We start from the raw sequence: 19,428 nt of genomic DNA on the forward strand, positions 1-19,428 counted from the left end.
CGGGGAGCCGTCTGCCACGCACGCCCGCCCGGACGAACACGAGGGGCCGTGGTGGGGACCGCACAGCAACAGGACCGGCGCACGGCCGGCAGAAGACTCCTCTCGCTGTTCTCGGCGGCAGCGGTGACCTTTGCCGCGGGTCTGGCCTTCGTCACCGGCGCCGCTCCGGCGGCCGCCGACCCGATCGAGCAGTGCACGCCCACCGTCGGCGCCGTCGTGGCCGTGGACTTCGGCCCGTTCGGCGGCGGTGTGGTGCGCGGCTGCGACACCACGCCGACCAGCGGGTACGAGCTGCTGCGCGACGGCGGGTTCACCACCGAGGGCACCCGGCACGACGGGCCCGGCTTCATCTGCCGCATCGGGACCGGCTCCTTCAACTCCGGTACGCAGTACCCGACTCCGGCCACCGAGGACTGCGTTCTCACGCCGCAGGCCACCGCCTACTGGTCGTACTGGATCGCCTCGCCCGGCCAGACGAACTGGTCCTACAGCCCGCTCGGCGCCATGGACCGCAAGCCGAAGGCGGGCGACGTGGACGCCTGGGTGTTCGGCGGCACCGACGTCGGCGGCACCACCGGCCGGCCCGCCTTCACCCCGGACGACGTCCGCGCGCGCGGCACCACGCCGGACCCGTCGGACACACCGACGGACGGCCCGAGCGTGCCGGTCGGGAAGATCGACGTCCCGGCCGCCGCCCGCTGGGTGTCGGAGCGGCTGCACGACGGCTCCCATGTGGTGGACGAAGGCTCCGAGACCCCGAACTACTTCCTGACCACCGAGGCCGCGTACGCGCTGGCCGCCGCCGGAGGGAAGAGCCCGGCCCTGGACAAGGTGGTGGCCGGGCTCGCCTCCGGCGCCACCGGGTACGCCTACGCGGCGGGCCCGGAGGAGGCGCCCGACGCCACCGCCGCGGCCCGGCTGGCGCTGGTCGCGGCGGTCACCGAGGGCGACGCGCGCGACTTCGGCGGGCACGACCTGCTCGGTGACCTGGAGAAGAACGTCTGCGCGGCGGGCGGTGCGCCGGGGTGCACGGCCAAGGGCGACTTCCGGGGTGCCTCGTACGGCGACGGGCAGGCGCTGGCCGTCCTGGCGCTGCTGCGCGGCGGGGTGGTGCCGCCTGCCGACACCGTGACCCGGCTGACCCAACTGGTCTGCGACGACGGCTCGGTGACCAGCATCCTCATCGGCCCCGGGGAGCACTGCGACGGCGACCCGATGACCACCGGCCTGGTGGCCCTGGTGCTGGACGAGGCGGGCGGCCATGACGCCGTCGTCGCCAAGAACGTCGCGTACCTGAAGAAGGCGCAGCTCAGGAGCGGTGCGTTCGCCGCGTACAACGGTTCCACCACCGGCTCCGTCCCGGCCACCGCCTACGCGGCGCAGGCGCTGCGCGCGCTCGGTGCCACCCGGGCCGCCGACACGGCGGTCTGGTGGCTGTCGCGCGAGCAACTCGCCGACGGGGGCTTCGGGTTCGACGAGGGTGCCGAGGACGGCGCGCTCTACGCGACGGCCCCGGCCGTGCTGGCGGGCAGTGGCACCGACCTGGTCACCCTGACCACGAAGGTGCCCGAGCCCACCAAGCCTCCGACCACTCCCCCGACGACGACACCGCCGCCCACCACGACGCCCCCGCCGTCAGGTGACGGCCCGGACCTCAAGAAGGGCGTCGCCTACCTCACCAGCCCCGCCAACCTCCAGCAGGGCCGCTACTACGCGGCGGGCGGGTCCACCACCCGGGCCGACTTCGGCCTCACCATCGACGGCGCCTTCGCACTGGCCGCGACCGGCCACGACAACGACGCGCTCCGTACGGTCGTGGACTTCCTGGACCGGGGCGACAAGGACGGCGAAGCCCGTACGGTGCACGACTGGACCAACGCCGGCTCCGCGCACGCGCTGGGCGGCTCGATGGGCAAGGCGGCGGTGCTCGCCCAGGTCGTCGAACGCGACCCGCGCGACTTCGGCGGCAAGGACCTGATCGCCGGTCTCGCCGACGCGGTCTGCACCGCCAAGAGCCCGCAGCCGGACCGCAGCTGCGCCGACCAGGGCGCCTACGCCTACGCGATGTCCGTCTTCGGCCAGTCCCTCGGCGTCATCGCCCAGGTGCGGGCGGGCGAGACGGAGGCCGCCGAGGCGCCGATCGGCTATCTGGCCGGTCTCCAGCACACCTCCACGGGCGCCTGGCCGAGCCTGGTCCCGCCGACGGGTGACGCGGACGTCGACTCCACGGCGATGGCGGCGATGGCCCTGGACCTGGTCCCCGGTGACCCGCACGCGGCGGCCGTGAAGAAGGCCCTGGCCTGGATCGCCGCGAAGCAGCTGCCGGACGGCGGCTTCCCGGGCGCGGCCGGCAACTCGGTCAACTCGGCGGCGCTCGCCGTGCAGGGCCTCTCCCTGGACGCCGAGAAGTACGGGAAGCAGATCGCGAAGGCGCGGAAGTTCCTGGCCTCGCAGCAGAACGCGGACGGCGGCTTCAACGTGGCCAAGGAGGGCCAGCGCGGCTCCGACCTGCGCGCCTCGACGCAGGCGGTGGGGGGTTCGACGGGTATCTCGTTCGGCGTGCTGACCCGCTCCCTGGACGGTACGACCCCGAATCCGCTGCCGTCCTCCTCCACTCCGGTGATCGTCACGCCCGGCGACAGCGCGGGCTCCGCCGGTGGGCCGGGGATCGTGAACGCGGACGGTCCGGGCGGCGGAAGCGGAGGCGGTCTCGCGTCGACCGGCGGGCAGGCGCTCGGCCTGGCGGCAGCGGCCGCCGTGCTGATCCTGGCGGGCTGGGGCTCGGTCGTGGCCGCACGCAACCGGCGTACGACCGTGGGCGGTGAGCTGTGAGGACATCCACTCACGCTGTGGCCGTGCTAGGGCTGGTGGGCGCGGCGCTCCTCGCGCCCGCCGCTCCGGCGGCAGCGGCCCCACAGCCGATCGGGAAGTGCACGACCTCGTCGGGTGCGGTGCTGGCCGTGGACTTCAGCCACTGGGGCGGTCCCGTCTACCGCTCCTGCGGTACGACGCCGACGACCGGTTACGAGCTGCTCAACCAGGGCGGCTGGCGGACCACCGGCACCGGGCACGACGGACCGGCGTTCATCTGCCGGATCGGCTACAGCGGCCACCAGGGCGGCAAGCAGTATCCGACGCCTCAGCAGGAGGACTGCGTCCTCACCCCGCCCGCCTCCGCCTACTGGTCGTACTGGCACGCCGACCCCGGGCAGAACACCTGGGAGTACAGCCAGTTGGGCGCCATGAGCTACCGGCCGAAGCCCGGCAGCGTGGACCTGTGGATCTTCGGCGGGACGGACATCGGCGGCACGAAGGGCCGCCCGACGCTCACACCGAACCAGCTGCGGGCGCACAACTCCCGTCCCACGGGCGGCGATCCGGCCCCGCAGCCCCCGCCGAAGCCGCAGCCCGATCCGGTACGGACGACGGAGCAGCCGGGCGGTGGCGCTCCGGCCGCACCGCCGCCGCCATCTGCTGCGCCCCCTTCACCGACCGCCTCCGCCGGCACATCCCCGTCCGCGTCCGCGTCTCCCTCCGCCTCGCCGTCCCCCTCCCCCAGCGCTTCCGCCTCCTCCACACCCCCGGGTGAGGTCGTCGCGGCGCCGGGCGAGGAGACGAAGGTGGTGGACGCCGCTCCGGCGCCGGACGCGGAGCACGACTCAGGCTCGATGGTGCCGCTCGCGGCGACGGCCTGCCTGATGGCGGTGATCGGCGGCGCGGCCGTCTTCGCCGCGAAGCGCCGCCGCCGTGCGGAGTAGCGCCGGCGTGACCCGTGCCGCTCCGGTGAAACCCGGTACGCCGGTGCCGGACACCGGCGGGAGGCGGCTTCCGCGCACCCTGCATCCACTCGCCTGGTGGATCTGGGCGCTCGCCTTGGCCACCGCCGTCAGCCGGACCAACAACCCGCTGCTGCTCTTCCTGGTCCTCGCGGTGCTCGGTTACGTCATCACCGTGCGCCGCACCGAGGCTCCGTGGGCGCGGGGCTTCAAGTACTACCTCTATCTGGCGCTGACGGTCGTCGCGATCCGCGTGATCTTCCGGGCGGTCTTCGCCACCGGAATGCGCCCGACCGACCACCACCTCTTCTCACTCCCTCACATTCCCACTCCGGACTGGTACGCGGGCATCCAACTCGGCGGTCCTGTCTCGCTGGAGGCGCTGCTGTCGGCCGCCACGGACGGGCTCCGGCTCGCCTGCATGCTCTGCTGCATCGGCGCGGCGAACACGCTGGCCAACCCGAAGCGGGCGCTGCGCGTACTGCCGGGCGCGCTGTACGAGTTGGGGGTCGCCGTCACCGTATCGATCAGCGTGGCACCGCAGTTGGTGCAGAGCGTGCAACGGGTCTCGCGCGCCCGCCGTCTGCGGGCCGGCCGCAACAAGGGGCTCAAGGCGTTGCGGGGCATCGTCGTGCCGGTCCTGGAGGACGCGTTGGAGCGGTCGCTGCGGCTGGCCGCGGCGATGGACTCGCGCGGCTACGGGCGGGCCGGCTCGGCCACCCGCGGATCGCGCCGGCTGACCGGGGTGCTGATGCTGGCGGGCATGTGCGGACTCTGCGCCGGAGCGTACGGGCTCCTCGATCCGACCGCGCCGAAGCTGCTCGGGCTGCCCGCGCTGGCGGCCGGTTCGGCGCTCTGCGTGGCCGGGCTGCGGCTCGGCGGGCGCCGGGTGACGCGGACGACGTACCGGCCCGATCCGTGGCGGTTCGCGGAGTGGGCGGTGGCGTCGTGCGGGGTGCTCTCGGCGGTGCTGCTGTTCACCGACGTCGGTTACGACCCGGCCGCGTTGAACCCGTCCTTCTATCCGCTCAGCTGGCCGACGCTGCCGCCCGTCCCGGCCGCCGCCATCCTGCTGGCCGGAGCCGCCGGGTTCCTGGCTCCGCCGCCGAGCAAGCCCGTCCCGTACGTCTCCGTACCGCGCACCGAGGAAGCCGCATGATCACCTTCGACCAGGTCACCGTGGAGTACGACGGGGCCGACGAGCCGGTCCTGCGGGAGGTGAACCTGGAGGTCGAGGAGGGCGAACTCTGCCTGGTGGTGGGCCATACGGGGGTCGGCAAGTCGACGCTGCTGGGCGCGGTGAACGGGCTGGTGCCGCACTTCACGGGCGGCACGCTGTACGGCACGGTCACCGTCGACGGCCGCACCACCGCCGACCATCCGCCGCGCGAGCTGGCCGATGTGGTCGGCGTGGTCGGGCAGGACCCGCTGGACGGTTTCGTCACGGACACGGTGGAGGAGGAACTCGCCTACGCCATGGAGCAGTTGGCGATCTCCCCGGCGGTGATGCGGAAGCGGGTGGAGGAGACCCTCGATCTGCTCGGGCTGGCGGATCTACGCCACCGGGCGCTGTACGAGCTCTCCGGCGGCCAGCAACAGCGCGTCGCCATCGGCTCGGTCCTCACCGCGCACCCGCGCGTCCTGGTCCTCGACGAGCCGACCTCCGCGCTCGACCCGACAGCGGCGGAGGAGGTGCTGGCCGCGGTGACCCGCCTGGTCCACGACCTGGGCGTCACGGTGCTGCTGGCCGAACACCGGCTGGAGCGGGTGGTGCAGTACGCGGACCGGGTCATCCATCTCCCCGGCAACGGCCGCGTGGTGTCGGGCGCACCGGCGGACATCTTCACCACGTCGTCCATCGCGCCGCCGATCGTGGAGCTGGGCCGCGCCGCGCACTGGTCACCGCTCCCGCTCTCGGTCCGGGACGCCCGCCGGGCCGCCGCCCCGCTGCGCACCGCCCTCGCGACCACCGCACCCCCGCCCGTACGCCTGCTGCCGGAAGAGCCGGGCCCGGCGCTGCTCACGGCGCGCGGGGTAACGGTGGCGTACCGGGGCGTGGCGGCGGTGCGCGAGGTGGACCTCGATCTGCGGGCCGGCGAGATCACCGCTCTGATGGGCCGCAACGGCTCGGGCAAGTCGTCGCTGCTGTGGGCGCTCCAGGGCTCGGGACCGCGCAAGTCCGGTACGGTACGCGTCGACCGAGGAGACGCGCAGGGCTCGCGGGACCCCAAGTCGCTCTCCGCCGCCGAGGCCCGGCAGCTCGTCGGCCTCGTCCCGCAGACCCCGACCGACCTCCTCTACCTGGAGAGCGTCAAGCAGGAACTCGACCAGGCGGACACCGAATCGGCGGTACGGGAGGGCCACGGCCTGTCCGCCCGCGCGATCCTGGACCGGCTGGCGCCCGGCATCGACGGCGCGACCCACCCGCGCGACCTCTCCGAGGGCCAGAAGCTCGCACTGGTCCTGGCCATCCAGCTGACAGCGGCGCCCGGAGTCCTGCTGCTGGACGAGCCCACCCGCGGCCTGGACTACCGGGCCAAGACCCAGCTCATCGCGATGGTCGACGAACTGGCCGCCGAGGGGCGGTCGGTGGTGATCTCGACCCATGACGTCGAGTTCGCCGCGCGGGCGGCCGACCGGGTGGTCGTGATGGCCGAGGGCGACATCGTCGCGGACGGCCCGACCACCGAAGTGATCGTCGCATCACCGGTCTTCGCCCCGCAGGTGGCGAAGATCCTGTCGCCACTGCCGTACCTGACGGTCGATCAAGTCGCCGCCGCACTCCGGGCCGGGGAGGCGGGCGCATGACGGAACTTCCGCCGCTCACCGACCGCCCGGCCGACGCCATCCGGATCGGCCCGCGCGCCGGGATCGTCATCGCGCTGGCCGCGTTCCTCGGCCTGGTCGCCTTCTTCTGGCCGTTCCTGGTCGCTCCCGGCCGGCTGGGCGCCAACTACGCCCCGCCGCTGATCTTCGGCGTCCTGCTGGTCCTCGTCCTGTGCGTGGTGATCTCCGAGATCTCCGAGGGCGGCATCAACTCCAAGGCGCTGGCGATGCTCGGGGTGCTCTCCGCGGTCAACGCGGCGCTGCGGCCGCTCGGCGCCGGCACGGCGGGGATCGAGACGGTGTTCTTCGTCCTGGTCCTGGCGGGCCGCGTCTACGGTCCCGGCTTCGGCTTCACGCTGGGCTGCACGTCCCTCTTCGCCTCCGCGCTGATCACCGGCGGGGTCGGGCCGTGGATGCCGTACCAGATGTTCGGCTGCGCGTTCGTCGGCATGCTCGCGGGCCTGCTGCCGCGCGCCACGGGCCGCCGCGAGGTGATGATGCTCGCGGTCTACGGCTCGCTCTCCGGCTACCTCTTCGGCTTTCTGCTGAACCTGTCCTTCTGGCCGTTCTCGGTGGACCCGAACAGCTCCATCGCCTACCTGCCCGGCCTCCCCTTCACCGAGCAGTGGCAGCGCTACCTCGCCTTCGACGTGGCGACCTCGCTGGGCTGGGACACCGGACGGGCCGTCACGAACTTCCTCTGCATCACCCTGGCCGGCCCCGCGGTCCTCACCACGTTCCGCCGGGCGGCCCGCAAGGCCCGCTTCCGGGCTCCGGTGCGGTTCACGGGGCCGAAGGCGGAGGGCCCACGGTAGATTCGGGGACACCGCAGGAACGGGGATCACTTCTTTGGGGGAAGTCGTGGACTGGGGAACGCTCGTCGCGACGGTCAGCGGTGGCTTCATCGCCATCTCGGGGACCGTACTGGCCGACCATCTGCGTCGGCGCCACGAGAACGACCGCGAGGCGGCGGAACGGCGGCGCGCGGTGTACATCGAGTTCATCTCGGCCGTCGGGGACTGCCACTCCCGGCTGCGGCAGATCGCCCAGGACCAGGACACCGCGACCGACCCGGACCGGGCCGCCCGCGCGGCCCTGAGCGAGGCGGCCGTCCACGAGGTACGGGAGCGGTTCTTCATCGACGCGTCGGCCGATGTGGCCGGCGCGGGCCAGGCGATGTTCGCGCAACTGCGTGCGGTCCAGCGTGTGGTGGGCGCGGGCGCCGGGCCCACGTCCGCGGCCTTCCACGATGCCTACCACCCCTACCTGGACCGGGTCTGGACCTACCGGGTCCAGGTGCGCAAGGAGCTGCGGGACCGGACGTTCTCGCCCGCGTCCTTCGGGTGGGACGACTGGGACGGCAAGGACCGCTGCCCGATCTGCCGGGATGAGCTGACCGTGGGGGCATGAGGGGCGATGAACGTACAATACGATCATCGTTTTCCATACTTTCCATCCGACCTCGAAACGGTTGTAGCACCGCTTGAGATGCGATAGGCCGACAATAGCCGCGAGCCGCGAGCCGCGAGCCGCGAGCCGCGAGCCGCGAGCCGCGAGCCGCGAGCCGCGAGCCGCGAGCCGCGAGCCGCGAGTGGGCGGGCGTACCCGTAGCCTTTCGGGGTGGCCATGCACGCTAGCCAGCCTCTCCGCGTCCCCGTCGGGACCGACGCCGGGCGGTGGAGCACCTTTCACGGTGAGAAGACCCTGGTCGTAGCGGCCCGTACGGTGACCTCCACCGTCCGGGTCCTCGAATGCCTGCCCGCCCTCCTCCGCGGGGACCGCCGCGTCACCGTCGTCTTCGCCCACGACCCCACCTCCGCGTTCAACGACGGGGTGCTCGACCTGCTGCACGACGCGGGCTGCCGGGTCATCCCCTGGGAGCAGGTGGGCCACGCGGAGCCCGATCTGATCCTCACCGCCAGCGAGAACATCGACGTACCCGAGGGCCACTGTCCCGTGCTCGTGCTGCCGCACGGCATCGGCTTCCAGAAGCAGGTGCCGGACTCCCGCGCGTCCGGTGACCGGCTGTCCGGGGTCGTACCGGACGGCCTGCTGGAGTCCGGCCGGGCCTGGCTGGCCATTTCGCACCCGGGTCAGGAGGAGCAGCTGCTCTCCTCGCACCCCAAGGCGGCCGGGCGGACGCTGCTCGTGGGTGACCCGTGCTACGACGAGCTGCTGGGCAGCGTGGACCGGGCGGACGTCTACCGCCGGGCACTCGGCGTGCCCGATGCGCACCGGCTGGTGGTGCTCAGCTCCACCTGGGGGCCGACGTCGCTGATCGGGCACCACCCTGAACTGGCGGCCCGCGTGCTCGCCGCGCTGCCGTACGACGAGTTCCGGGTGGCGGCGATCGTCCACCCCAATGTCTGGTCGGGCCACGGCGCCTGGCAGATCCGCAATCTCCTCGCGCCGGCGCTGGACGCGGGGCTGATGCTCGTCCCGCACATCCACGCGTGGCGGCCGGCGCTGATCGCGGCGGACCTGGTCGTGGGCGACCACGGGTCGGTGACGCTGTACGGTGCCGCGCTCGGCAAACCCGTTCTGCTGGGCGCCTTCGGCAGCGAGGCCGTGCCCGGGACGGCGGTGACCGCGCTCGGGCGTGCGGCCCCCCGGCTCGACGTACACGGTGACCTGCACGAACAGATCGCGTCCGCCCTCACCGCTCAGCGCCCGGACCGCTTCGCCACCGTCGCCGAGGGCGCCTTCGACCAGCCGGGCCAGGCGCTGCCCCTGCTGCGTACGGCGCTCTACGACCTGCTCGGCCTGGCCGAGCCCGTACCCGCTCCCCCGCCCCGGTGGTTCCTGGCCGAGCCCGAGGAGACGGGCGCGCGGGTCACCGCCTGGACGGTCACCACGACGGCCGCGCCCGGGGGCGGGCCTGGTGCCGTCACCGTACGGAGGCTTCCTGCGGCGGTGTCGCGGGAGGAGGCGGACGAGGACGCGGCGGCCGGGCGTTTCCGGCATCTCGCCTGCGACGAGCGGGAGCCGGACCGGCGGGTGGTGGAGAGCGCGTCGGTGCTCCTGGGCGGCGCTCCCGCCCGTACCGCGGCGGCGGGCCTCCGGTGGGTCGCGGAGACCTTGGACCGCCTTCCGGGCTGCCGGCTGGCGGCGACCGCGCTGGCCGGAGGCGGGTTTCTCGTGGGGCTGCGGGACGGCCGGGTCGTGGAGGCGGCCATGACCGGGACGGCGACGGATCCCGGTGTGCCGGCCGCCGCCGTCTACGCCCTGCTGCGAGCGGCCGCCCCGCTGGACGACGTCCTGGTCACCCTGCGGATCGGGACGCGCGAGGAGGACGTGGCGCTCCGGCTGCGTACATCGCCGTCGCCCGGCTCCGCACCCCGCTAGGCGGTGTCCGGCTCACCCCGCCGCGCCGCCTCCCGCCAGCCGCTGTCGCAGCTCTTCCGCGCGCGGGCTGCCGCCGGCCTCGTAGATCTCCAGGGCACGTTCCAGACGGGTGCGCACCTCCTGGGCGTCGCCTTGCGTGCGCTCCTGGATGTCGGCCAGCGCGACGAGCGCCTGGGCCTCGTAGTGGGTGGCCTCCTGCTCGCGGAGGGCGGCCGCCGCTTCCCGCAGGGCCCGTACCGCCTGGTCCGTCTCGTCGAGGTGGTCGTGGGCGATGCCGATGGCCACCTGGGCCCGGGCCGCCATCCGCAGGTCCTTGCGGGCGAGGAGCCGGTCGTGGGCGCCGCGCAGGGTGTCCAGGGCCTCGCGGGTGTTCCCGGCCGTCTCCTGGGCGCAGCCGAGGAAGTAGGCCGCTATGGCGGCGCCCCGGTCTTCGTCCGCCGCCGTGTTGAGGTCGAGGGCGCTGCGGTAGGCCTCCATGGCCCGGACCGGGTCGTGGCGGTCCCAGTAGCGGCCGGAGAACTCCTGCACGGAGGCGCGGACGACCAGATGGCCGGAGACCTCGGCGCAGGCCTGGGCGGTGTCCAGCTCGCGCCGGGCCGCCTCGTCCTCACCGAGGTCCATCAGCGGGCGGGACAGGAGGCTGCGCAGTCGCGCCTCGGCCGCGGGCACCAGGGCCTCGGCGGCGGCGGCCGCACCGAGTTCGAGCGATTCCCGCCAGTCGCCGAGGTGCCGGTGGTGGAGGAAGAGGACCGTGAAGGCCTCCGCCAGCTGCCACACCTCCGTCCGCAGCGTCTCCTCGCGCGCGGCGGCCCGCAGCACGCCGAGGATGTTGCGGTGCTCGGCCTCCAGCCAGTCCACGGGCCGGGGTGCGTCCGGCGCGGTGAAGGGGTCGGGGACGGTGGCGAGCAGGTGGTCGAGGTCGGCGATCCGCAGCCGGTCCAGCCGGATCGCCCGGTCGGCCAGGGCGGTGAGGGCCAGGTAGTGGAGGGTCACCCGGCGCAGGAGGGCGGGCCGCTCGGCCGGTGCCTCCTCCTCCGCCGCGCGGTCACCGGCGTGCAGCCGTACGAGGTCGTGGAAGCGGAAGCGGCCGTCCGGCGTCTCCTCCAGCAGGCTGGCACCGGTCAGTGCTTCCAGGGCTTCGGCGGTGCGCCGCGGGTCCAGGCCCGCCGCCACCGCGGCGGCTCCGGCGTCGAAGGTGGCTCCCGGGTACCAGCCCATCAGGCGGTAGAGGCGGGCCGGTTCCGGGGCGAGTTCGCGGTAGACGAGGTCGAATGCGGCGGCCACGGACCGTTCCTTTCCGAGGGACATTCCTGCCAGTCGGCGCTCCTCCGCGGCCAGCTCCGCCGTGAGCGCCGCCAGGGTGAGGCGCGGCCGGGCCACCAGCCGCCCGGCGACCACGTGCAGCGCCACCGGCAGCCCTTCGCAGAGCTCCACCAGGCGCTCCGCCGAGGCCGGGTCGGCGGCGACCTTCTCCGCGCCGCACCGGTCGGCGAGCAACTCCAGGGCGCTGTACCGGTCGAGCGGCTCCACGGCCATCAGCCGGGCGCCGTCGTGGACGAGTTCCCCGAGCCCGCTGCCGCCGGCCACCACGAGGAAGCTGCCCTTCCCCTTCGGGATCAGCGCGGCGGCCTGGCCGGGCTGGGAGACGTTGTCCAGGAAGATCAGCAGCCTCCGGTCCGCGGACAGACTTCGCAGGAGCCGGACCCGGTCCGCGAACGAGGCCGGAATGTAGGCGTCGTCGACGCCGAGGGACCTCAGGCAGCAGCGGGCCGCCTCGGAGACGTCGGCTCCCGCCGTCTCTCCGCGCAGGGCCGCGAAGTCCACGTAGATCTGTCCGCCCGGGAACCGCTCCCGGCCCTGTTCCGCCCACCGGGTCACCAGCGCGGTCTTGCCCACGCCGGGCGGTCCGTGCAGCACGGCGAAACCGACGCCTGCGCCGTGCTCCCCGGTCGTCGGCCGGCCGTCGAGGCCGGCGAGGTTCTCGGTCCGGTTGATGAACCGCACCATCAGTGGCGGGATCTCGTCGGGTGTGACGCGAGGACCGGTCGGAGGCGCCTGCTGGACGGCGTACGTGATGCCGCCGTGGATCGTGGCGGCCTGCACGACCGGGCCGTGGACGGTGCCGGAGAGATCGTTCCGCGCGGCGGTGTGGTGGGACCCGTCACCGGCGCCCGGGGCGCTCACCTGGTGCCCGGTTCCGGCCGGGGAGCCGCCGCACCCCCGCCGTTGAAGGTCAGCCCGGAGATGTCGTGCCCCTGGATCACCTGGCCGTAATACGTCCCGCCGTTGGTGCTGTTGTTGACCGTGACGGTGGGTGCGGGCGGCTGGTGCGGGGCCAGTTCGTCGAGCAGGCTCAGCAGCTCCCGCTCGGCCTCCGGGTTGTCGCGCAGGGCCCGGCGGAGCCTGACGCGCCACTCCGCGGCGATGTCCGCGGCCCCGTCCTCGTCGCCGCTGCGGCGCGCCGCCAGCAGCTCCGCGCGGGACTCCTCCAGCTCGGCGTCCACGTCCTCGCCGTCCTCGCCGCGCGCCAGGAACCGGGCCACCCGGCCGCGCACCTGGTTCCACGCCTCGGTCGCCATCAGCCCCACGAAGGCCGTCGCACCTGATGCCGCCAGCGCCGTCAACTCGGCTTCCACCGGACCCCCCTCCGCCTCACCCGTCACCGTACGGACACGTAACCCGTCGCTGGTGCAACCGTAGAGAGCGAACGGTCCCATCGGAAGCGGAATCGAGGGCGCGGCGCCGTGCAGTTCCAGCCATGTCGGCTGGTGGGCTGTGCACCCGGGGCGTGTGGCGGGCGCGTACGCAACCGTGAGCAGGCCCGGTGCGTGATGATGGAGGAAGGGCCCGACGCGGCAGCGCTCCGCCGGGACGGCCGGCCGGTGCCCCGGAAGGACGGTCGTCGCCATGTCCGCACCCCTCCGCAGGGCCGCAGCCCCCCGGACGCCCATGGCCCCCCGGTCGAAGGCCCCGGCCGCCGCGCTCGTCATGGCGCTCCTCCTCGTCCTCCTCGCGGCCGGCTGCACGGGCGGCGGCGGTTCGGCGCCCGAGAGCCGGAGCAGCACTCCGTCCGGTACGGGGGCGGACGCCAAGGTGCTCGCGGTGAAGATCGACAACGTGGTGCCGGCCCGGCCGCAGACCGGTCTCCAGCAGGCGGACGTCGTCTACGTCGAGCAGGTGGAGGCCGGGCTCAGTCGGCTCCTCGCGGTCTACTCCTCCGAGGTACCGCCGGTGATCGGGCCGGTCCGCAGCGCCCGGGAGACCGATCTGGAGCTGCTGCGCCAGTTCGACCGGCCGGTGCTCGCCTTCTCGGGGGCGCAGAGCAGGCTGCTGCCGGCCATCGAGCGAGCGCCGCTCGACGCCGTACCGCCGTCGGCCGCGCCGGGGGCGTACTTCCGGGACTCCGAGCGGCCGGCGCCGCACAACCTCTACCTGCGGCCGGAGCGGATTCCGTACACCGCTTCGGGGACCGGGGCCGTGGAGGCACTGGGGCTGCGGTTCGGGCCGGCGCCGTCCGGCGGGAGCACCGAGGAGAGCCGTACGGTCCGCTTCCCGTCCGCGCGCACCACCTTCACCTGGTCCGCCGAGCGCGAGCGGTGGCTGATCGCCATGGACGGCTCGCCGGCCCGTGGGAGCGAGGGTGGGCAGCTCGGGGCCGCCACGGTGATCGTGCAGGAGGTGACCGTACGTCCGTCGTCCTTCGGCGACCGGTCCGGGAACAACACGCCGTTCACCGAGACCGTGGGGTCGGGTGGAGCGCAGGTGCTGCGGGACGGCAGGGCGTACGAGGCCCGGTGGACGCGGCCCGTGGCGGACGCGGACACGCGGTTCACCACACCGGACGGCGAGCGGATCGATCTGGCCGAAGGGCCGCTCTGGATCGTGTACGAAGCCCGCTGAGGCTCCGGCGGAGGGCGGCCCGGGCCGCCCTCCGCCGGAGTGGGGCTACTGCCAGACCTTGATGTAGTCGACGCTCAGCTTCTGCGGGAAGCGGCTGGTGGTGTCCGGCGGACCCGGCCAGTCACCGCCGACCGCGTTGTTGAGGATCAGGAAGAAGTCGTGGTCGAACACCCACGGTCCGCGGGTGCGCTCCAGCTCCTCCCGGTCGACCCGGAACGACACCTGGCCGTCGACCCGGAACGTCATGCCCGTGCTGTTCCAGTCCACCGAGAAGGTGTGGAAGTCGTCGGCGTAGTTCGCGCCGCCGGGCAGTGAGTGCGGGCCTCCGTAGCCGGCCGCACCGTTGTAGGCGGGTGCGTGCAGCGTGGAGTAGGTGGTCTTCGGCTCCTTGCCGACGTGTTCCATGATGTCGATCTCACCGGTGTAGGGCCACGGACGCCCCTTGTCGAAGTAGTCCGCGCCCAGCATCCAGAACGCGGGCCAGAGCCCCTGCGTGCCGGAGACCTTGATGCGCGCCTCGACCCGGCCGTAGGTGAACTGGAACTTCCCGTAGGTGTTGAGCCGCGCCGAGGTGTACTGGCAGGTGGTGCTGGAACTCAGCGGGTCGCGCGGGCAGGACGAGCCGGGGGTGACTTCGCGGCGGGCCTCCAGGACGAGGTTGCCGTTGCCGTCCTGGGCGGCGTTCTTGTTGTTCGTGTAGTACTCCAGCTCGTTGTTCGGGCCGGTTCCGGTCTCCGGGACCCACTTGGCCGGGTCGGGTGCGGCACCGGCGGGGCCGTTGAACTCGTCGCTGAAGACCAGCCGGTCGTAGGTGGGTTCCGGCGGCAGCGGCGGTGCGGGGATCGGCGCGCCGCCGGTGCCCCAGACCTGGAACTCCCAGAGCGAGTAGCCGTACTGGCCGCTGCGCTGGGTGGCGTACAGGCGTACGTGGCGGCCGGTGCCGGTGACGTTCAGGGTCTCCTTGAAGCCGGCGCCGGTGGTGGTCTGGTGGATCGTCCGCCAGTCGGTTCCGTTGTCGGAGACCTCGATGCGGTAGGCGCGGGCGTACGCCGGGTCCCACTGGAGGACCACGCGGTGGATCTCGGCGCGGGCGCCGAGGTCGACCGCGATCCAGCCGGGGTCGGTCCAGCCGCCCTCGGGGCTGGTGGCCCAGCGGCTCGCCGGGTCACGGTCGAAGGCCTTGTCCGGGCCGCACTGCCAGCAGGTGCCGTCGTGCTGGGAGGTGGAGGCGGAGCCGGTCTTGCCGTACGAGAGCAGGACGTCGCCGCCGGGGCCGGTACCGCCGGTGGTCGAGTAGACCTGGAACTCGTGGAGGGAGTAGCCCCACGGGGTGGCGCGCTGGGTGCCGACGAGCCGGATGTAGCGGCCGGTTCCCGAGACGGTGAGCGTCTCGACGCCTCCGGTGCCGGTGGTGGTGGAGTGGATCGTCGTCCAGTCGGTGCCGTTGGCGGAGAGTTCGATCCGGTAGCCCTTGGCGTACGCGGCCTCCCAGTCCAGGACGACCTGTCCGACGGCCGTGGCCGTACCGAGGTCGATGCGGATCCACTGGTTGTCGCTGAACTCGCTGGACCAGCGGGTGCCGCGGTTGCCGTCCACTGCGTTGGGCGCGGTGAACGGGCCTTCGGCGCTGGAGGCGGTGGCCGGCTTGCCCTGCGAGACGAGGGCGGGGGCGGCGACGGCCCGTTCCGGGGCGAGGGCCACCGCGAGGGTGAACAGGAGGGCCACCGCGGCCATGACGGCCACGGTGCCTCGAAGCCGTGGTGTTCCACGGGCATTCATGTGGACTCCTTGCTCTGTAGCGGGATGGAGGCCGAGAGAGCGCTCCCCGCAGTGGGGAGCGTGGCGGGAGCGACGCCAACCGTCAAGGGGTTACGGGGCAGTTGGCCCGGACACCTGAAGGGCCTCGCCCGACTTGTCCCGCCAGTCCACCGCCAACTCCCCTTGCGCTTTCAGGAGATGAAACATCAGGCACCCTCGGAGGCCGATCCCGGTGATCCTGTGCACAACTCTTGACGCGGCCGAAACCCGGGAGAATCATTCGGCTACCGAGAGAGCGCTCTCTTTCTTCACCGGGAGCGCGTGCCACCCCCGCCTCCCGCCCCCCGCACAGCTGACACCTCAGGAGATCAGGACATGCCTGTTGCCCTCGTCAGACCCTCGAGGCCCCCGGTGGCCGCACTCCACCGACGGCGCGGAATCGGCTTCGCGCTGGTGACCACCCTGGTCGCCACCCTGCTCGGCGTCATGCAGACCGCTCCGGCACAGGCCGCGCCCGTCCTGCTCTCCCAGGGCAGTCCGGTGACCGCCTCCAGCCAGGAGAACGGCGGTACGGCCGCCGGCAACGCGGTCGACGGCAACCCCGGCACCCGCTGGTCCAGCGCGTTCTCCGACCCGCAGTGGATACGGATCGACCTCGGCTCCCCGGCCGCGCTCAGCCGGGTGGAGCTCTCCTGGGAGACCGCGTACGCGAGGAGCTACCGCATCGAGACCTCCACCAACGGCACCACCTGGACGAACGCCTACTCCACCACCACCGGCCAGGGCGGCAACGAGACGCTCACCGTCTCCGGCGAGGCCCGTTACGTACGCCTCACCGGCACCCAGCGCGCCACCGGATACGGCTACTCCCTCTGGGAGTTCAAGGTCTTCGGTACGCGGGACGGAGGCGGCGGCCCGCAGATTCCGGGCGGCGGCGACCTCGGCCCGAACGTCCATGTCTTCGACCCTTCCACGCCGAACATCCAGGGCAGGGTCGACGAGATCTTCCGGCAGCAGGAGTCCGCGCAGTTCGGCAACGGCCGGCACGCGCTGCTGTTCAAGCCCGGTACGTACAACAACATCAACGCGCAGATCGGGTTCTACACCCAGATCGCGGGCCTCGGCCTCCACCCCAACTCCACCACCTTCAACGGTGATGTGACCGTGGACGCGGGCTGGTTCAACGGCAACGCCACGCAGAACTTCTGGCGCGCGGCGGAGAACCTCACCCTCAATCCGGTCAACGGCACCAACCGCTGGGCCGTCTCGCAGGCCGCGCCGTTCCGCCGTATGCACGTCAAGGGCGGCCTCAACCTGGCCCCGAACGGCTACGGTTGGGCCAGCGGCGGCTACATCGCGGACAGCAAGATCGACGGCACCGTGGGCCCGTACTCCCAGCAGCAGTGGTACACCCGCGACAGCTCGGTCGGCGGCTGGACCAACGCGGTCTGGAACATGACCTTCTCCGGGGTGCAGGGCGCGCCCGCGACCAGCTATCCGAGCCCGCCGTACACCACGCTGGACACCACTCCGATCTCGCGCGAGAAGCCGTTCCTCTACCTGGACGGCAACGAGTACAAGGTGTTCGTGCCCGCGAAGCGTGTCAACGCGCGCGGCGTCTCGTGGGACGGCGGGAACCAGCAGGGTGAGTCCATCCCGCTGAACCGCTTCTACGTCGTCAAGCAGGGCGCCACCGCGGCCACGATCAACGCGGCGCTCGCGCAGGGCCTCAACCTGCTGTTCACGCCCGGGGTTTACCACATCGACCAGACGATCAACGTGAACCGCGCCAACACCGTCGTGCTCGGTCTCGGCCTCGCGACGATCATCCCGGACAACGGCATCACGGCGATGAAGGTCGCCGACGTCGACGGCGTCAAGCTGGCCGGCTTCCTCATCGACGCCGGTCCCGTCAACTCGCCCACGCTGCTGGAGGTCGGTCCGCAGGGCGCCTCCGCCGACCACGCGGTCAACCCCACCACCGTGCAGGACGTGTTCATCCGCATCGGCGGCGCGGGTCCCGGCAAGGCGACCACCAGCCTGGTGGTCAACAGCGACGACGTGATCATCGACCACACCTGGATCTGGCGCGCGGACCACGGCGAGGGCTGGGGCTGGGAGACCAACCGGGCCGACTACGGCGTCCGGGTCAACGGCGACGACGTGCTCGCCACCGGGCTGTTCGTCGAGCACTTCAACAAGTACGACGTCGAGTGGTACGGCGAACGCGGCCGCACGATCTTCTTCCAGAACGAGAAGGCGTACGACGCCCCCAACCAGGCGGCCATCCAGAACGGCGCCACCAAGGGGTACGCGGCCTACCGGGTCGACGACTCGGTGAACCAGCACGAGGGCTGGGGCATGGGCAGCTACTGCTACTACAACGTCGACCCGACGATCATCCAGGAACACGGCTTCAAGGCACCGGTCAAGCCGGGCGTGAAGTTCCACAACCTCCTGGTCGTCTCGCTCGGCGGCAACGGGCAGTACCAGCACGTGATCAACAACATCGGCTCACCCACCTCGGGGACGTCGACGATCCCTTCGACGGTCGTCAACTTCCCCTGATCCGAACCTGCTCGCAGCGCAGAGGCCCTCCGGTGGACATGGCCGTCCACCGGAGGGCTTCCTCGGCTGCCGGCGGCTCGCTGCGCCGAAGGGATGCCGTCGATATCATCACGGCAAGGACTCCGGGCGGAAAAAACGCCTGCGCCCGAGGAACTGCGGTGAAGGAGAGACATGCTCCCCGAAACGGTTCTCCGAACGGACGACGTGGCTCCGGACATCAGATTCGACGTATGGCGGGAAGCCATGGCGGCCACCATGTCCCCGATGCATATCAGCAGCCGGCACTCTTCCGACTTCTGGGGTCATACCCGCCTGCTGACCCTGGACGACGTTCTGCTCTGGCCGGTGGCCATGCAGGCGTCACGCTATCGCCGGACGGCCGAACTGGTCCGGCAGGGCGACCCCGAGCTCTACCACCTCACCCTCGTCCTGCCGGGAAGCGGCCGACTGAGGGTGGACCACAACGGGCGGAGACACCTCTCCGCAGTCGACGACCTTTACCTGCTGAACAGTTCACAGCCGTGCGATGTCGAAGTGGAAGAGAGCGAACTGGCCGTCGGGATCGGCGTCGAGATCCCCCGGAGCAACTTTCCGGCAACGGCCGAAAGAGCCATCGGCCGCATAGTCGGCCGCCGCATTTCCGGACAGGAGGGATTCGGAGCGGTTCTCTCGCATTTACTGTCACACCTCGTCTCCCGGAATTCCGCGCACCGGCCGTCCGACATGCCCCGGCTCAAGCAGATCCTGCTGGATCTCGTCGCCGGACTCGCGGCTCGCGAACTGGACGCGGAGGCCTCTCTCTGCACGGAGACGAGGCGAAGAAACACATTCCTCCTCATTCGCTCCTACATCCAGCAGAACTGTCATGATCCGGCGCTGACCCCGCGGAGCGTCGCCGCCGCCCATTTCGTCTCGCCGCGGCAGCTGCACCGGCTGTTCGAGGCCGAGGGGATCACCGCGGCGGCCTACATCCGCGGCCGGCGCCTGGCGGAGGCCCGTCGCCGCCTGGCCGACCCGGCGCAGTACACGACGTCCGTCCAGACCATCGCGCAGCGCTGCGGCTACACGAGCGCCGCGCACTTCAGCCGCTCCTTCTCCGCCGCGTACGGCATGGCGCCCCGGGAGTACCGGGAGCTGGAGCACCGGCAGCAGCTGGCCACGGAGCTGCGGTCGCCGGCCCTGCCGCCCGCCGCCGACCGGGACCCGATTCCGGCGTAGAGCGCAGAGCCCGTCTGCCGGAACGATGGCGCTACGA

At 72.4% G+C, this 19,428-nt stretch carries 13 protein-coding genes; 10 read left to right on the plus strand and 3 right to left on the minus strand.

What is annotated here, in order from left to right:
* The first annotated feature begins 51 nt into the window (after positions 1-51).
* The 7 genes from ACQP09_RS00955 (at position 52) to ACQP09_RS00985 (ending at position 9,947) form a co-directional block, all read left to right on the plus strand.
* On the plus strand, positions 52-2,832 hold the full coding sequence (locus ACQP09_RS00955; protein WP_433395155.1) for a prenyltransferase/squalene oxidase repeat-containing protein: 2,781 nt from the start codon (positions 52-54) through the stop codon (positions 2,830-2,832).
* Between the two features lie 17 nt (positions 2,833-2,849).
* On the plus strand, positions 2,850-3,758 hold the full coding sequence (locus ACQP09_RS00960; RefSeq protein WP_433395157.1) for a hypothetical protein: 909 nt from the start codon (positions 2,850-2,852) through the stop codon (positions 3,756-3,758).
* A gap of 7 nt (positions 3,759-3,765) precedes the next feature.
* The gene (locus ACQP09_RS00965; protein WP_433395159.1) at positions 3,766-4,935 is read left to right on the plus strand and encodes an energy-coupling factor transporter transmembrane component T; all 1,170 of its coding nucleotides are present in this window, start codon (positions 3,766-3,768) and stop codon (positions 4,933-4,935) included.
* Positions 4,932-6,584 (plus strand): ABC transporter ATP-binding protein, encoded by a 1,653-nt coding sequence (locus ACQP09_RS00970; RefSeq protein WP_433395160.1) that lies wholly within the window; start codon positions 4,932-4,934, stop codon positions 6,582-6,584. Before ACQP09_RS00965 ends, ACQP09_RS00970 begins: the two co-directional genes overlap by 4 nt.
* Complete coding sequence (locus ACQP09_RS00975; RefSeq protein WP_433395162.1) at positions 6,581-7,417, plus strand: ECF transporter S component; 837 nt, start codon at positions 6,581-6,583, stop codon at positions 7,415-7,417. The genes ACQP09_RS00970 and ACQP09_RS00975 overlap by 4 nt, the downstream gene beginning before the upstream one ends.
* A gap of 46 nt (positions 7,418-7,463) precedes the next feature.
* Positions 7,464-8,012, plus strand: a complete 549-nt coding sequence (locus tag ACQP09_RS00980) for a CchlQ (protein WP_433395163.1) — start codon at positions 7,464-7,466, stop codon at positions 8,010-8,012.
* Between the two features lie 216 nt (positions 8,013-8,228).
* A complete protein-coding gene (locus ACQP09_RS00985) occupies positions 8,229-9,947 on the plus strand; it encodes a hypothetical protein (protein ID WP_433406446.1) in 1,719 nt (572 codons plus the stop codon).
* Between the two features lie 12 nt (positions 9,948-9,959).
* On the opposite strand, the gene ACQP09_RS00990 is transcribed toward ACQP09_RS00985, so the two are convergent.
* The gene (locus ACQP09_RS00990; protein ID WP_433395164.1) at positions 9,960-12,131 is read right to left on the minus strand and encodes an NB-ARC domain-containing protein; all 2,172 of its coding nucleotides are present in this window, start codon (positions 12,129-12,131) and stop codon (positions 9,960-9,962) included.
* A complete protein-coding gene (locus tag ACQP09_RS00995; RefSeq protein WP_433395166.1) occupies positions 12,128-12,583 on the minus strand; it encodes a hypothetical protein in 456 nt (151 codons plus the stop codon). The genes ACQP09_RS00990 and ACQP09_RS00995 overlap by 4 nt, the downstream gene beginning before the upstream one ends.
* A 271-nt stretch (positions 12,584-12,854) precedes the next feature.
* Between ACQP09_RS00995 and ACQP09_RS01000 the strand changes: the two genes are divergently transcribed.
* Positions 12,855-13,847, plus strand: coding sequence for a DUF3048 domain-containing protein (locus tag ACQP09_RS01000; RefSeq protein WP_433395168.1), 993 nt, complete (start codon positions 12,855-12,857; stop codon positions 13,845-13,847).
* Between the two features lie 45 nt (positions 13,848-13,892).
* On the opposite strand, the gene ACQP09_RS01005 is transcribed toward ACQP09_RS01000, so the two are convergent.
* Complete coding sequence (locus tag ACQP09_RS01005; RefSeq protein ID WP_433395169.1) at positions 13,893-15,626, minus strand: discoidin domain-containing protein; 1,734 nt, start codon at positions 15,624-15,626, stop codon at positions 13,893-13,895.
* A 354-nt stretch (positions 15,627-15,980) separates the two neighbouring features.
* On the opposite strand from ACQP09_RS01005, the gene ACQP09_RS01010 reads away from it, so the two are divergent.
* Positions 15,981-18,173, plus strand: a complete 2,193-nt coding sequence (locus ACQP09_RS01010; RefSeq protein WP_433395173.1) for a discoidin domain-containing protein — start codon at positions 15,981-15,983, stop codon at positions 18,171-18,173.
* Positions 18,174-18,344: 171 nt separating this feature from the next.
* Positions 18,345-19,391, plus strand: coding sequence for a helix-turn-helix domain-containing protein (locus ACQP09_RS01015; RefSeq protein ID WP_433395175.1), 1,047 nt, complete (start codon positions 18,345-18,347; stop codon positions 19,389-19,391).
* Positions 19,392-19,428: the final 37 nt, after the last annotated feature.

It is taken from the genome of Streptomyces sp. CA-146814, assembly GCF_050942385.1.
Taxonomy (GTDB): domain Bacteria; phylum Actinomycetota; class Actinomycetes; order Streptomycetales; family Streptomycetaceae; genus Streptomyces.